The organism is Arthrobacter sp. WCS2018Hpa-7, assembly GCF_031843805.1.
In the GTDB taxonomy this organism is placed as follows: Bacteria; Actinomycetota; Actinomycetes; order Actinomycetales; family Micrococcaceae; genus Arthrobacter.
Genome location: NZ_JAVTJB010000026.1, coordinates 41,628 through 57,243, shown reverse-complemented (window position 1 = coordinate 57,243; position 15,616 = coordinate 41,628). Strand labels below are relative to the sequence as shown.

9 protein-coding genes and 2 tRNA genes are annotated in these 15,616 nt (G+C 63.7%); 5 read left to right on the top strand and 6 right to left on the bottom strand.

The window, feature by feature from the left end:
• Positions 1-107 precede the first annotated feature (107 nt).
• Together RQH14_RS20650 and RQH14_RS20645 are read right to left on the bottom strand one after the other, a co-directional pair.
• A tRNA-Ser gene (locus RQH14_RS20650) sits at positions 108-195 on the bottom strand.
• A 153-nt stretch (positions 196-348) separates the two neighbouring features.
• A complete protein-coding gene (locus tag RQH14_RS20645) occupies positions 349-2,616 on the bottom strand; it encodes a prolyl oligopeptidase family serine peptidase (RefSeq protein ID WP_311214993.1) in 2,268 nt (755 codons plus the stop codon).
• 60 nt (positions 2,617-2,676) lie between these two features.
• On the opposite strand from RQH14_RS20645, the gene RQH14_RS20640 reads away from it, so the two are divergent.
• Positions 2,677-4,704, top strand: coding sequence for an FAD/NAD(P)-binding protein (locus RQH14_RS20640; protein WP_311214992.1), 2,028 nt, complete (start codon positions 2,677-2,679; stop codon positions 4,702-4,704).
• Positions 4,705-4,818: 114 nt separating this feature from the next.
• Here the strand turns inward: RQH14_RS20640 and RQH14_RS20635 are convergent, their stop codons facing one another.
• From RQH14_RS20635 to RQH14_RS20620, 4 genes are all read right to left on the bottom strand, one after another.
• Positions 4,819-9,354, bottom strand: coding sequence for an ExeM/NucH family extracellular endonuclease (locus RQH14_RS20635; RefSeq protein WP_311214991.1), 4,536 nt, complete (start codon positions 9,352-9,354; stop codon positions 4,819-4,821).
• A gap of 182 nt (positions 9,355-9,536) precedes the next feature.
• Positions 9,537-10,028 (bottom strand): septum formation family protein, encoded by a 492-nt coding sequence (locus RQH14_RS20630; RefSeq protein ID WP_311214990.1) that lies wholly within the window; start codon positions 10,026-10,028, stop codon positions 9,537-9,539.
• Between the two features lie 163 nt (positions 10,029-10,191).
• Positions 10,192-10,977 (bottom strand): VOC family protein, encoded by a 786-nt coding sequence (locus RQH14_RS20625; RefSeq protein WP_311214989.1) that lies wholly within the window; start codon positions 10,975-10,977, stop codon positions 10,192-10,194.
• Positions 10,978-11,179: 202 nt separating this feature from the next.
• Positions 11,180-11,270 (bottom strand) — tRNA-Ser (locus RQH14_RS20620).
• A gap of 102 nt (positions 11,271-11,372) precedes the next feature.
• Here RQH14_RS20620 and RQH14_RS20615 point away from each other — a divergent pair.
• The 4 genes from RQH14_RS20615 (at position 11,373) to RQH14_RS20600 (ending at position 15,559) form a co-directional block, all read left to right on the top strand.
• Entirely contained in the window at positions 11,373-12,356 is a 984-nt protein-coding gene (locus tag RQH14_RS20615) for an NAD(P)H-quinone oxidoreductase (protein WP_311214988.1), read from the top strand.
• A 30-nt stretch (positions 12,357-12,386) separates the two neighbouring features.
• Positions 12,387-12,929: a PadR family transcriptional regulator gene (locus tag RQH14_RS20610; protein WP_311214987.1), complete on the top strand. Its 543-nt coding sequence runs from the start codon at positions 12,387-12,389 to the stop codon at positions 12,927-12,929.
• 153 nt (positions 12,930-13,082) lie between these two features.
• On the top strand, positions 13,083-15,368 hold the full coding sequence (locus RQH14_RS20605) for a carbon starvation CstA family protein (protein ID WP_311214986.1): 2,286 nt from the start codon (positions 13,083-13,085) through the stop codon (positions 15,366-15,368).
• Positions 15,368-15,559, top strand: coding sequence for a YbdD/YjiX family protein (locus RQH14_RS20600; protein ID WP_311214985.1), 192 nt, complete (start codon positions 15,368-15,370; stop codon positions 15,557-15,559). Before RQH14_RS20605 ends, RQH14_RS20600 begins: the two co-directional genes overlap by 1 nt.
• Positions 15,560-15,616: the final 57 nt, after the last annotated feature.

The following is a 15,616-nucleotide window of genomic DNA, read 5'->3' as shown; positions in this document are numbered from 1 at the left end:
TGGGCAGGCCGCACATGACACACCCGAGATTTACACACGTTTTGGCCTATAACCCCCAAACGGGGTTAAACGCAAAAGGTCCCGGTTCGAAAACCGGGACCTGTTCGCGGAGACGGGGGGATTTGAACCCCCGGTGGAGTTGTGCCCCACACTTCATTAGCAGTGAAGCCCATTCGGCCGCTCTGGCACGTCTCCCTTTGCTATTGCTAGCCCACCAAGGATACGCAGAACGTGCCGTCGAGCGCAAAACGCGGCCATTCTCCCGCCCATTTCGCTGGTTCGCTGCGGGACGGGCCGTGCGAACGGCCTGGCAGGCAGCGAACCAGCGAATCGGGCGGGTCGGAGCTACTAGTTGCTTCCGGCCAGCGAACGCCACAGGAAGTGGTTGCTCCGCGCCTGCAACGCCGCCGCCTGCCTGTTGTCCGAGGCGCAGGCATGGCCACCTTCCAGGGCCTCGTGGAACCACACATTCGGGATGCCCATGGCCTGCATGCGTGCAGCCATCTTGCGGGCTTGGACGGGTCCCACACGGTCATCGGAGGTGGCAGTCCAGATGAACGTCTCAGGGTATTCCACGCCGTCGTGCAGCAGGTGGTACGGCGAGAAGGTGCGGATGAACTCCCACTGCGCGGGGACATCGGGGTCCCCGTATTCGGCAATCCACGAGTAGCCGGCCGAGAGCTTGGTGTACCGGCGCATGTCTAGCAGCGGCACGCCGCAGGACACGGCACCGAACAGTTCGGGGTACTGGGTGAGCATGTTTCCCACCAGAAGCCCGCCGTTGGAGCCGCCGACGCAGCCCAGACGCGAGCGGCTGGTCACGCCGCGGGAGATCAGGTCACGGGCCACCGCAGCGAAGTCCTCGTAGGCGCGGTGACGGTTTTCCTGGAGGGCAGCCCGGTGCCATGAGGGCCCGTATTCGCCACCGCCCCGGATGTTGGCCACTACATACACGCCGCCGCGCGAGTGCGTGCCGGAGCCGTCCTCGGAGGAAACGCCCACCGTTCGCCGCTCAAGCCACGCCCGGCCGATCGATCCGCTGTAGGCCGGGGTCCGGGAGATCTCGAACCCGCCGTAGCCGGAGAGCTGCGTGGGGTTTTGGCCATCGAGTACCAGATCCCTGGACGCCACCTGGAAGTATGGAACCTTCGTTCCATCGGCAGAGACGGCAAAGTGCTGCTGGACCTCGTATCCGGCTTCGTTGAAGAACGACGGCGACCGCTTCACTTCTGCGTGCCGGCTCTCCACGCCGCCGGACTGCTCGCCATCGGCGTCGCCCGCACCACCGGCGGACTGCCCGTCACCACCGCGCGTAAGCGCCCCCCGCGTGAGAGTAGTCGGAGTGGTGAAGCCGGTAGCCACCAGCCAGAAATCGTTGCCGGCTGCGCCCTGGTCCTCGTCGTCCACGGCATAGGCATTGACATCGTGCAGCGGCGGGCACGCATCCAGGAGGGTGGATGCCCACGCACCAGCCGAGTCGACAGTGGACGGGTCCAGCACCCGAATCTCCGAGGAGACGTCGCGCAGGAGGTTCAGCAGCAGGTAGTCCTTGGTCCAGCTCCAGGACTGCAGCGACGTCTGGGTGTCCGGAGTAAACAGGACCAGCAGCGAACTGGACCCCGCAAGGTAGGACTCGAAATCGGCCGCCAGCAGGGATCCCGCCGGGTACACGGAGCCGTCAACATCCCAGTCTTTCTGCGGACGGAACAACAGCCAGTCGCGGTGGGCGCTGATGTTGACGTCGGTGGGAACCTCGATTGCCACCCACGAGTCCTCGCGCAGCAGCCAGGTGCTCCGGTTGTAGAAATCGATGTAGTCCACGGCGAAGGTCCGCTCGTAGCCCGGGGTCGAGTCATGGGCCACCATGGCCAGCATGTGGTCCTCGGGAATCTCAAAGAGCCGCTCGGCCTGGGCCAGTGTCTGTCCGCGTCGCAGCTTCACGCCGGTCCGTGCATAGGAGGACGTGGTTGCGGGCAGTCCCTCCGCAGTGCTGGACACCAGCAATGTGTCGGCGTCGAACCAGCTGACGTTTCCCTTGGCGGTGGGGAGGTCAAAGCCGCCCTCCACGAAGGTGCGGGATTCGACGTCGAACTCGCGGTGGCGGTCCGCGTCGCCGCCGTCGGGGGAGAGCGAGACCATGGCCAGGCGGTATTCGTCGCCATCGGCCGGCCGGAGGAAACCGGCGCCATGGAAGACCCACTCCACACCTTCGGCGGCGGCAAGGGCATCGATGTCCAGCAGGACATCCCACTCGGGTTCCTCGGTGAGGTAGCTTTCCCAGGTGGTACGGCGCCAGAGGCCTTTGGGGTGTTCCTGGTCCTTCCAAAAGTTGTAGTAGTAGCCGCCCCGCTTGGAGACCATGGCGATGCGGTCTGTTGAGTCAAGGACTTCAAGGATGCCGGCTTCAACAGCGGCGTACTCGGCGTCCTCGAGCAATTCCTCGGTGCGGGCGTTTTGTTCGCGGACCCATGCCAGCTGTTCCTCGCCGTGGATCTCCTCAAGCCAGACGTTTTCATCCGTGGGCTCAGGCGACACGTCCGCAGCGTGGCGCGGCCCGGAGGGGCTGGCGGTGTCATTCTCGGGAAGTGGCGTCTGATCAGCTTCTGTGGTGGTCATCGCCCCATCCAAGCAACACTGTTCTGCCGTAAGCAAGTCACGCAGAAGTTAGGCTTGAGCGTGGCTAAATCGCAAACCAACCGTGTCGCCCTGATTGGGGCCGGCCCTCGGGGTACCAGCGTCCTGGAGCGGTTGCTTGCGAATTGGGCTGCCGGGCGGCCTCCGGGCACCACCCTGCACCTTGATGTGGTGGATCCTTTCCCGGCCGGATCGGGCCACGTGTGGCAGCCCGAGCAGTCGCGGTTGTACCTGATGAACACCCAGTCTTTCTATCCGACGCTCATCCCCGAAGACCCTATGTTGGCCGCGCCGCTGGCAGGTGGTTCCTTCGACCAGTGGCGTGAGGCCCGGCGTCGTGATGGCGCTGGACTGAACGACGCTGAGAAGGCCGAGTTGGCCACCCTCGAGTCGAACAATTTCCCCAGCCGCGCGCTGTACGGCAGGTATCTGCGCCAAACCTTGGCGGCGTTGCTCGAACGGCTTCCCGACGGCGTCGAGGTCACCTTCCATGAGACGACCGCCGTGGCGGCTCGCCCTCGGTTGGAGGGCACGGCCAACAGTGCGGAGGGCAGGGCCAACAGTGCGGAGGGCAGGGCCAACCGCGCGGGGGACGGCGCTGCGAACGCTATGGCGGACGGGTTCGACGTCGAACTCGCCAACGGCGTCACCCTCACGGTCGGCTCCGTCGTCCTCGCCCTGGGGCACATTGAGTCCCGGCTGAATCCGGAACAGCGCTCATTCAAGCGCGCCGCTGACGAGCAGGGCCTGCGGTATTTCCCGCCCGCACCGCCGGCCGACGTTGACTGGCAAACCGTGCCGGACAACGAACCCGTGCTGGTCCGTGGCATGGGATTGAATTTCTTTGACGTCATGGGCCAGTTGACGGAGGGGCGCGGTGGCAAGTTTGTTGATGCAGGTGCGCCGGGAGCCGGGGTATTGGAGTATCGGACTTCGGGGCGCGAGCCGAAAATCATCGCCGCCTCCCGCCGCGGCACGCCGTACCGGGCCAAGGCCGGCCTGGACGGCTACTATCCGAGCAGCATCACCATGCGGTACCTGACCGAAGACGCCGTGGACGTGTTCCGTGCAGCGGGAATCCAACCTGGTTTTGACCATGATCTTTGGCCGCTGTTGCACCGCGACGCTTTGTGGGCATACTACTCAACGCTGGCCCGCTCCCAGCCGACGGCCATCAAGGACCCTGCGCAGTTCCTCGCTGATCTTGAGGACGCGCTCCAACCGCACGCGCACACCACCACGCACTGGGAGTCCAGCGTGGGTGACCTCGTGGAAAAGCACGTTGTGTCCTCCCGCCGGCTGAACCTCCGCGGACTTGCCGCTCCATTGGCAGGACGCACCTTTGCCTCCCGACGTGAGCTGGACTCGGCCATCACGGCCTACCTGGATGATGATGCGCGGCGATCCGCCCTCGGCGAGGCGGACCCCGTCAAGATGGCCATTGGTGCGCTCCACACCGGCCGGGCCATCCTCAAATCGGTGGTGGCCGATGGCGGCATCACGGACGAATCGTGGCTCTCAGGGTTGCGTGGCTGGTTCGAGTCCTTTGTCGAAGGGCTGGCCAGCGGGGCCCCTGCATTGCGCTCGGAGCAGCTGGCCGCTTTGGCGCGTGCCGGCGTCGTGAGTTTCGTGGGACCCGACCCGGCGTTCAGCGTGGACCGGGCAGCCAAGGTATTCAGGGCGGTTTCACCGTGGGTGCACGATGCCCCGGCCGAAGCACCTACCTTGATCGAGGCGATGTCGCCGGCTAACAGGGTGGGCAGGAACGTGTCCCCGCTGCTGGAGCAGCTGATGGCTGATGGCCTGGTGCGGACCAAGATCATGATGGGCGGCGAGGGCGCACCTGTACAGACCACGGGCCTGGACGTTGAGCCGCATCCCTACAGGCCCTTGGCGGCGAACGGGTCCGTCACCAAGAACCTGTACGTTTTGGGTCTTCAACTTTCCGCGGTGCAGTGGGGCACCGCCATCGCGGCGGAAGCCCGGCCCCGGACCGGGCCGGCCTACGCCAGCGGACAGCGGACCCTCCGGGATGCCGACGAGATTGCCCGCAGCATTCTGGCCCGCTGAGCCGCACACTGCTACGGATCGACACAACGCGCACAAAGATCAGCGAGCACAAAGGCAGGGCCCTCACGAAGGGAAAGTTCGTGAAGGCCCTGCCTTTTGGCGTTCACGGGGTTGCTAGCCCCGCAGGCACCTCTGGTACTCCAACCAGGCGAACGCGTACCGCAGCCACCCCACAATGTCGTACCACTTGGACGGCTTGGCAGGTGCGGTGCACTGTGGCGGGTTCGGGCCGCTCTCAGCAACCGTCACCAGCGCCTTCACCACGGTTCCGCTTTCGACGGCGGTGAGCACCAACGTGCCGGTGCCGGCCGCTGCCGAGGCGGGAACCTTGAGGTCCACCGTGGCTGCGCCCGCTGTTACTGGAACGGGCCCGAGCGTCACTGCCGCACCCTTGCTGTCAACAAAGACGGCGTTGAGGGTGGCGTTGGCAGGGCTGCCGATGGATGTCAGGTTCAGCTTGGAGACAGCCAGTGCGATGGGTTCGCCTGCCTTGACCTCGGCTGCGGTGGAGTTCGCCACAGCGACTGAACGACGGGCAAAGTCCGGCGACACCGGCTTGTGCTCCTGCAGGTATTTGATCCAGGCGTCGCGATCCACCAATCCGGTGTCCTTGGTGTTGCTGCCTTCCTTGAAGACCCGGAAGTTGTCGCCACCGGTGGCAAGGAAGCTGAACGTGCCGATCTTGTACTGCTTCGCGGGATCGATGACGGCGCCGTTCACCCAGATGCCGGTGATCCGGTCGCCTGCGGGACGGGCGGCGTCGTAGGTGTAGTTGACGTTCTTGGACAGGCCAAGCTGCTGGTAGGGGCGGCTGGGTACAGTGCCGTCAGCGTTGGTCTGCCACTGCTGCTCCAGGAGTGTCTTGAACTGGGCACCTGTCAGTGACGTGGTCCACAGGTTGTTCACGAACGGCAGGACCGCATTGGCTTCGGCGTAAGTGACGGTGCCATCCGGGGCGTAGTAGAGCTCGTTACGCAGGCCGCCGGGGTTCACGACGCCGATCTCCGCCGCACCCAGTTCGGGTGCCTTGAGCGTCTCCACCAGGGAATCCGCCACCAGGTTGCCCAGCGTGGATTCGTTCGCGCGGTCGTCCCGCTTGGGGGCGCCGCCGGCAGGATCCGGGGTGAAGGCGGTGGTGATATCGGCGGTCACTGCGCCAACGGGCTGGTTGCCGATTTCAGCAGCTTGGGCCAGCGCCTTGTCCACGATGGTCTTCACTGCAGCCACCCGCGGGTAAGCAGCAACCAGGCTTTCGGCGGTCTCGGTGGTCCGATCCACGATTGCGGCCTTGTACGCCGTCACCGACTTGCTGGCGGTGTCCACTGTGAGCGTCACGCTGCCCACGTTCTCGCCGTAATTTCCGGTCTGCACAATGGGACGGGTCTTGCCGGTCGGCTGGCCGTTGGAGTCCAGCACGGGTGCGTCCCAGGCGTATTCCTTGTGGGTATGTCCGGTGAAGATGGCAGCAACGTCTGGAGTGGTTTCGTTGACCAGCTTGGCGAAGGGCCCGCCGGCGGCAACTTCCTGCTCCAGCGTGGCGCCCTCAGGAGTGCCGGACGCGGCGCCGTCGTGGTTTTCCACGATGATCAGGTCGGCCAGATCGTCACCCTTGATCTTCGCTGCAACTCGGTTGATGGCCTCCACAGGATCCCCAAATTCGAGGTCCGTGATGCCTGCCGGCGTTACCAGGGAAGGAACTTCCTGGGTGACCGTGCCGATGACTGCTACCCGCATCCCGTTCATGTCCAGGACCTTGTACTCCGGCAAAACTGGAGTGGTGGTGCCCTTCTGGTAGACGTTCGCACCGACGTACGCGAACTTTGCGTTGGTACCTCCGGCGACGACGCGGTCGCGCAGGTCCTGCCAGCCGCCGTCGAACTCGTGGTTGCCCACAGCGGAAGCCTGGAGCTCCAGGGCGTTCAGGACGTCGATGGTGGGCTGGTCCTTCGCTACTGAAGAAGCGAAGAGCGAGGCGCCGATGTTGTCGCCGGCCGAGATGAAGGCCGTAGCGCCGGGGGCAGCTGCCGCGCGGAGCTTCTCCACCGTTCCGGCAAAGAGCACGGTGTTGGTGTCAATGCGGCCGTGGAAGTCGTTGATCCCCAGGAACTGCAGGTCAACGCTTGCGGGTGCTTCCGTGGTCAGGTTCAGGCCCACCACCACAGGATCGTGGTCGCTGGCCCGGAACTCGTCCGCGGCATAGTAGTTGGTCACATTGTTGTTATACCTGCTGTACTCCAGCGCGACGGACTCCACGGAGTTGATGTTCCAGATGTCGGTGCCAGTGACGGCCTTGGCGGCAGCAGGGGAAGCGAGGATGTGGTCCAGGGAACCCACCATGCCGCCGAACAGGTAGGAGTGCTTGCCGGTGCCCACCTCAAGGTCGGAATAGCCGGCGGCGGTGAGGACGTTGATGGGGTCTTCCTTGGCGTAGGCGTTGAAGTCACCGATCAGGAAGACCTTGTCCGTGCCCTTGGACGCCTGGAGATCCTTGGAGAAGGCAAGCAACGATTCAGCCTGCTTGGTGCGGGCAATGTTCGAGGCGCCCTGGCCCTTGTCGGTATCGTCCGGAGTAGCGGCGGAGCCCTTGGACTTGAAGTGGTTCACGATCGCGATGAACTTCTTGTCATCGGCTCCGCCAACCGGTTTGAAGACCTGGGCCAGCGGCTTGCGTGCGCTGGCGAAAGCCACGGTGTCGTTGTGGATGATGGATTCGCCCACGGGCTCAGCCACGGCCTTCTTGAAGATGAACGCAGTGCGGATCATGTCTTCATCGCTCAGCGGGGGAGCGTTGGCGGGCGTGCGTACGTAGTCCCACACGCCAGGTGCCTTGACGTTGAGGGCCTCTACCAGCTTGGACAACGCGTAGTCGCGCTCCTTGCCGAACTGTGCGGAGTTCTCGATTTCCTCGAGGGATACGACGTCGGCACCGGACTTGGTGATGGCCGCTACGATCTTGGCCTGCTGGCGCTCGAAGTTCTCCGCATTGGCAGCACCGCGGGCGTTGCAGCCTTCCTTGACCGTGATCGGGTTGCCCTCGCGGTCAGTGTAGAAGACGCAGCCTGCCAGCTGGTCACCGGTGGTGGGGAAGTAGTTCAGCACATTGAAGGACGCCAGTTTGAGGCTGCCTCCCACATCAGCGGGACCTTCGGGCCGGGTGGCGGTGAAGCCGGCCGGTTGGACCGAGTCCGCGTTGTCCGCGTTGAGTGCGGTGAGTGGCTGGAACTTCCAGGAGTTGTTGCCGTAGCCCAGGATGACGTCGGTCTGGAACTGTGCGGGCGAACCCACGCGGACAGGATCCGAGGTTGTCAGATATGGCAGTTGCTGGGCCTTGGTGGTGGCGTCCTTGAGGAAGTTGGTGGACGCGCCGTCGTCGAGCTTGATGCCGCGCAGCGCGTTGTCCGCCACCACGGCGGCGTACTCCGGTGACCCGTAAACCGCCACTGCGGTGGGCTGGACCAAAGGCGAGGTCCCGGCTGCGAGGCCGATTTCGCCGTATTGGTTCAGGGAGTAGTTATCCGTGACAGTGAAGTCGCCCTGGGGAGCCACGAGCATGCCTTCGAGGCTTTCCCTCGCGGCCTCATTCGCCGGCAACGCAAACGGCGTGGACTTGACCTCGGGGGCCGCTTCAGTGAGCTTCGTCAACCCTGCAGCTTCAACGGTGAGCTGGGTCTGGTTGGCGAATTCGCTGACGACACCTGTGAGTTCCAGATAGTCGCCCTGCTGGACGGTTCCGGTGGTCGAGGGTGAGTAGACGAACAAAGCGTCCGACGACGTCCTGGCCGCCCCGGCAGTATCGCCGCCGGTTCCGGGGGTCTGGACGTAGTAGCCGTTGAACCCGCCGGTTGCGTACAGGGCGGTGACCTTGCCGCGGGTGGTCACGGTGCTGCCGGCCAAGGGGCTGACCGTACCCGTTCCCTGGATTTCGGCAATGGTCTTGACGCCGGGCTCCGGCTCCGGATCCGTGGGCGGCGTCCCGCCGCCATTGGAGGCCGTGGGCGTAATGGTGGCGTTCAGGCTGAAGTCTGTGGCGTTGGAGTCTGTATCTGCCCCGTTGGTCCGGTTCAGGCTCTTGACGTCCGAGTTTCCACTGGGCGCAGTTGCCGCAGCGGTCTCGAAGGTGTTGGAGGTGCCATAGCCAAGGAGGTCGGCGATGGCGGCGTTGCCCGTCACTGATCCAGCCGGCAGCGGGGACACAGCGGTGGCCTGCTTGGCCAGGACCAGCGTTCCCGTGGTGCCGCTGGGGTTCAGCGTTCCGGTGGCCTGGACATCGGCCGTGGGTAGTGCCGGGGCGGTGGAGGTTCCGCTGTTGGTGGCTCCCTGGACCAGGAAGTAGCCCTTGGCGGGGATGCTGCCGGTCAGGGGAGTGATCCCCGTGGGTGCGGCGGTGGCTGTTCCTGAACGGTACTGCAGCGACCAACCTGCCAGGCTGACGGGTGAATCCGAGGAGTTGTAGAGCTCAATGAATTTGTTCTTGAATGCGGCGCCGGCACTGCCACCGCTGAGGTAAGCCTCGTTGATGACTACCGGCGATGAGCCGGCAGGGGCGGACGGATCATCCGCTGCCATGGCAGGCGCGGCCGTCAGCGGGGCGGCAAGCAACCCCGCTGACAAGACCGTTCCTGCCAGTACTTTCCAATGTTGTTGTTGCATCCGCTCTAACTTTCATTAGGGGACCCTGTGGGGCCCTTTGGACGACGCCCGCAATCTTGTGAAGTGGGCGCTGTTCCGGAAGTTACTCCGGGGTAAACCTGGTGCTCGGGCATAGCAGAACACGATGGAATGAATGGGAGGTGGACCGAGGGTGGCCGCAGGGTTCCCTCGGTGCTCCCGCGTTACTTCGCGGCGCCCTTGAGGGTCCCTGCGGTGGCGGCTCCTGCTGCGCCACCGATCAGGCAGACGATCTCCCGGTCTCCGTTTTTCCAGGAATCACCGGTGGGGTGGAGGAAAGTGACGTCCAGCTCGGATTCCTCGAACGGCAAGCCAACGAACGGCGCGAACTGGGCTCCGCAGTACTCTTCAGCCTTGGCACCCACCTCAGCGTCGCCGGGGAACGTGGACGCGTCCATGTTGGTCAGCGCGTAGGCCTCGAGGTCGTGGCTCTGATCGCACGGAATGATGGTGACATCCATAACTTCCTGGCTGTCCGGATTGGCGATGCAGTCGCCCAACTTCACTTTGAAGGCATCGGCCTTGGACGATTCCGTAGGCTTTCCTGATTCGTCCCGCTTGGCGTCGCCGCTGCTGATCAGCGAGCAGCCCGCCAGGGCGATCGAGGCCATGCCCAGAACAGCGGCAGTCCTGAGTGGGCGTGAAAAGTGGTGCATGTGGGTCCTCATTCCCCGGGGGATAGCAGGCAACAGGCCTGCGATCAACAGTGGGGGACCAGACAAGGACCCACGCCGGCTGATCCCCCAACGCCGGCAATGAGCGGATCCGGCCGGCCACCCCTGGGTAGGGGGCAGCCGGGCAGGCCCGATGTGATGAAACCTAGGCCGTTTGGCCCAGGTCCTGGATAACTTTGAAGACAGCTCCCGTGGGGTCCTGCAGCGTCGCCAAACGACCAAACGGAGTGTCCTCTGCAGGTTGTGTGATGGTGGCGCCCAAGGCCGTGGCTTGCTCCACGGTGGCGTCCGTATCCTCCACAGCGAAGTAGACGCTCCACATGGAGGGGACCTGTTCCGGAAGGAAACCGGAGGCATCCATGATGCCGGCCTTGGCGTCGTCTCCGGCGCCAAGGGTGGTGTACCGGAACTCCGGAGTATCGCTCATGACGTCCGTGTCCCAGCCGAAGACCTTTTGGTAGAAGGTGACTGCTGCCTCGTAGTCCTTGGAAAGGAGTTCATGCCACGCGGGAGCACCGGCCTCAGCCGCCAGCTCGTAGCCCGTCATTTCACCGAACTCCCAGGCGCCGATGGACGCGCCCGAGGCATCACCGTACATGGCCATGCTGCCCTGCTCCGGGACTTCCATGGGTTCCAAATACACCTGGCCTCCGTGGGCGGCGGCTGCCTCGGTGGTTGCCTTGATGTCATCGGTGCGCAGGTAAGTGGACCAGACATCCGGCATGGCACCCATGTCAGCCTGCTTCGCCATGATGCCTGCCACCATCCGACCGTCCTTCAATGCCGTGATGTAGCCGCCGTACTTTTCCTCATCCCCGGTCTCATACGTCCATCCGAAAAGCGCGTTGTAGAACGTCTTCGCTTTCTCAGTATCGGACGTCATCAGATCAATCCAGCAGGGTGCACCGGGAGTGATGTCAGGCTTAGGCATGGGTCAGGCTCCTGTTGTTATTCCGCGGCGAAAGCTACGGCATATGTCAATGGTGTGGAGACAGACAGAACACTATGCGGGGGGTCTGACACTTTCAATGATCTTCCGGGTGTCAGTTCTCAGTTGCGCGCTCCTGGCGGCCCTGCGGAACAGCATCTAAACAACAAAGATGCCCCGGGTCCTGGAACCCGGGGCATCTCATTGGCGGAAGGTAAGGGATTTGAACCCTTGGTACGGGGTTACCGCACACTGGTTTTCAAGACCAGCTCCTTAGGCCGCTCGGACAACCTTCCTCGCCTAGTAGTGTTTCATAGGGAGTTGGCTGTTCCAAAACATCACCTCCTCCAACCCCTGCCCCGGGGGCCCGAGGACCAGCAAGAAACCGGGAGTTCGTCATGAAAGCCGTCTACATCTCAGAGCCAGGCGGGCCCGAAGTCCTCGAAATACGCGAGGTCCCCGCACCGGTGCCAGGCGCCGGCGAGGTCCTGATCGACGTCGTGGCTGCCGGCCTGAACCGTGCGGATGTCCAGCAGCGGCGCGGTTTCTACCCGCCACCGCCGGGCGCATCCGACATTCCCGGGCTTGAGGTCTCCGGCCGCATTGCAGCCTTTGGTCCCGGCGTCACCAAGGCGTTCTCCGTGGGGGACAAAGTCGTTGCGCTGCTCTCCGGCGGCGGCTACGCCCAGCAGGTGGCCGTCCCCGCGGAACAGGTCCTGCGGATTCCCGAAGGCGTGGACCTCATTACCGCCGCGGCCCTGCCTGAAGTTGCTGCCACCGTCTACTCAAACCTCATCATGACCGCGCAGCTGCAGCCCGGGGAGACAGTACTCATCCATGGCGCCACAGGCGGCATCGGCACCATGGCCATCCAGTTGGCCAAGGCCCACGGCGCAACGGTAGCCACCACTGCCGGAACCGACGAGAAAGTGGGAACCGCCAAGGCCTTCCTCGGGGCCGACATCGCCATCAACTACACCGAAGAGGACTTCGCTGAAAGCCTCAGGGCGCAAAACGGGGGCAAAGGCGCGGACGTGATCCTCGACGTCGTGGGTGCCAAGTACCTCCGGCAGAACGTCGACGCGCTCGCCGAATACGGCCGCCTGATCGTCATCGGCCTGCAGGGCGGGACCACCGCAGAGATCAACCTGGGCCAACTCCTCAGCAAGCGGGCTGCCGTGATAGGTACAGCGCTTCGGCCGCGGTCTGTGGCAGAAAAAGGCATCATCATGTCCGCCGTCCGGGAGTCTGTGTGGCCGATGCTCACCGACGGGAGGATCAGGCCACTCGTGGCCAAATCCTTCCCGCTGGACCACGTCCGGGAAGCCCACCAATATTTCGACTCGGGCGAGCACGTGGGCAAGGTCCTGCTGCTCCTCTGATCCGTCCGTCCAACCGCAGCGAGGAGCCATATGTCCATCCGGCACAGCCTGCTGGCCCTGCTCCAGGACCAGCCCCGGTACGGCTATGAGTTGCGCGTCGAATTCGAGGACCGGACCGGTGCCGCCTGGCCGCTGAACATCGGACAGGTCTACACCACCCTGGACCGCCTTGAGCGCGACGGCCTGGTCAGTAAAGACGGCGACGACGGCGGCGGCCACGTCATCTACAGCATCACTGACGCTGGTGCTGGGGAAGTCGAGGCTTGGTTTGGCGGCGCCGTGGACCGTGGCGCCCCGCCGCGAAACGAGATCGCCATCAAGCTGGCCCTTGCCGTGACGCTGCCCGGTGTGGATACCTCCGCGGTGATCCAATCCCAGCGTGAGGTGTCCGTCAGGGCGTTGCAGGAACACACGCTGGCGAGGAAGGCAGTGTCAGCCAACCAGCGTTCCGTGGACACCGCCGGACTTCTGGTGCTCGATTCCCTGATTTTCCAAGCGGAAGCCGAAGTGCGCTGGCTGGATCTGTGTGAAGCCCGCATGGTGCAGGCGCAGGCCAACGGGGGAGCGGGCTAGCCAACCAGCTGCCACGCCCACCGCACTAATACCACCGCTTACCGCACCCACCCCCATGTTCCGGCGTGGGCAGATCTACTGTTTCTGAGCTCCCTGTTAGCGTCCTCCCTGAATATTCAGTGCCCCGACGCCAGCAGTTCTCAAGGAGGAGACATGGGCAGAGCCCCTGACCAACAAGGACTTGACCTCAGCGAATTCGAGGAGGAGCTTGATCCGACGCTGCCTTCCCCGGCCGTGGATGACTCCGTCCGGGAGGCTGAAGAGAGTAAATGGACTCCGGCCAAGATCGGGCTGTGGGTGGCGATCTCGTTGCTGGGAGCGGTGGCGTGGTTCATGCTGGCGCTGGTACGCGGCGAAACGGTGAACGCCATCTGGTTCGTTTTCGCCGCGGTATGCACCTATCTGATTGGCTACCGCTTCTATTCCAAGGTCATTGAGCGCTACTTGCTCAAACCGGATGATCGCCGCGCCACTCCTGCCGAGTACAAGGCTGATGGCAAGGACTATGTCCGTACTGACCGCAATGTGCTGTTCGGCCACCACTTCGCCGCCATTGCCGGCGCGGGGCCGCTGGTGGGACCTGTCATCGCAGCCCAGATGGGCTATTTGCCAGGCACTATCTGGATCATCATCGGCGTCGTTCTTGCCGGTGCCGTGCAGGACTACCTGGTCATGTTCTTCTCCATGCGCCGCGGTGGCCGTTCCCTGGGCCAGATGGCACGGGAAGAACTTGGCGTTATTGGCGGCACGGCGGCCCTCGTGGCCACCCTGCTCATCATGATCATCATCGTGGCCATCCTTGCGCTCGTCGTGGTCAACGCCCTTGGCGAGAGTCCGTGGGGTGTCTTCTCTGTGGGAATGACCATCCCCATCGCACTGTTCATGGGCATTTACCTCCGCTTCATCCGGCCGGGCAAGGTGATGGAAGTGTCCATCATTGGCTTCGTCCTGCTGATGGCGGCCATCATCGGCGGCGGCGCAGTGGCCGGAACCGAATGGGGTGCAGCCTTCTTCCACCTGGACAAGGTCACCATCGCCTGGGGCATCATCGTCTACGGCTTCATTGCTGCCATCCTGCCGGTCTGGCTGCTCCTGGCGCCGCGTGACTACCTCTCCACGTTCATGAAGATCGGCGTGATCGTGATGCTGGCCTTGGCCATCATTGTGGTTCGTCCGGAAATCACTGTTCCCGCGTTCAGCGAGTTCGCCAGCCGTGAGAACGGACCCGTCTTTTCCGGGGCGCTGTTTCCTTTCCTCTTCGTCACCATCGCCTGTGGTGCCTTGTCAGGATTCCACGCCCTGATTTCCTCCGGCACCACGCCCAAGCTGATTGAGAAGGAACGGCAGACGCGCTTCATCGGCTATGGCGGCATGCTCATGGAGTCCTTTGTGGCCATCATGGCCCTGGTAGCTGCCATCTCGATCGACCGCGGCATCTACTTCGCCATGAACGCGCCTCTTGCCCTCACGGGAGGAACGGTGGAATCCGCAGCGCAGTGGGTGAACAGCCTCGGCCTGGCCAATGTGAACATCACCCCGGACGTGCTGGCCCAGACGGCCAAGGATGTGGGCGAGGAGAGCATCATCTCCCGATCCGGTGGTGCACCTACACTGGCGGTTGGCTTGGCGCACATCATGCAGCAGTTCATCGGCGGACCCGGCATGATGGCCTTCTGGTACCACTTCGCCATCATGTTTGAGGCACTCTTCATCCTCACCGCAGTGGATGCCGGCACGCGTGTTGCCCGGTTCATGCTGCAGGATTCCATCGGCAACTTTGTGCCCAAGTTCAAGGAAGCCTCCTGGCGTCCCGGCGCCTGGCTGTGCACCGCCATCATGGTGGGTGCGTGGGGCGCGGTGCTCCTGATGGGCGTTACCGACCCCCTGGGCGGCATCAATACGCTCTTCCCGTTGTTCGGCATTGCCAACCAACTCCTGGCGGCCATCGCGCTGGCGGTGTGCCTGGCCATCACTGCCAAGCGGGGAGTGTTCAAGTGGCTGTGGATTGTGGCGCTGCCGCTGGCCTTTGCGGCAGTAGTGACCATTACTGCCAGCTTCCACAAGATCTTCTCGCCGGTTCCCGCAGTGGGCTACTTCGCCAACAACCAGGCGTTCTCCAAGGCCTTGGCGGACGGCAAGACGGAGTTCGGCACGGCGAAGACCGTTGCAGCCATGGAAGCGGTGGTCCGCAACACCATGATCCAGGGAGTGCTTTCGGTCATCTTCGTGACGTTGAGCATCATCGTGATTGTCGCCGCCCTGCTGGCAACCATCAAGGCCATCCGTGCCGGCGGCGGACAAGACCATGAGGACCCGGCCGTGCCATCCAAGGTGTATGCCCCGGCCGGACTGATCCCCACTTCCGCGGAGAAGGCCCTGCTGGCGGAGTGGAATGCCCTGCCTGCGGAGAAACGCACGCAGAACGCCGGGCATCACTGATGAATGCCGTGGCTAAAGGGCTTCGCGGGTTCGCCGACTATATGGGTTCACTCATGGGTGCTGACGCCTACCGCAAGTACCTTGAACACTTCAATGCCTCGGGCCATGCCGGTCCTGCCATGACGGAACGTGAGTTCTGGCGGGACCGGATGGACCGGCAGGACAGCAATCCCCAAGGCCGCTGCTGCTGAAGGAGAACCAAGTTTCGCTACGAACGAAGTCCAAAATGAGGGACTGGACGGGGGTTG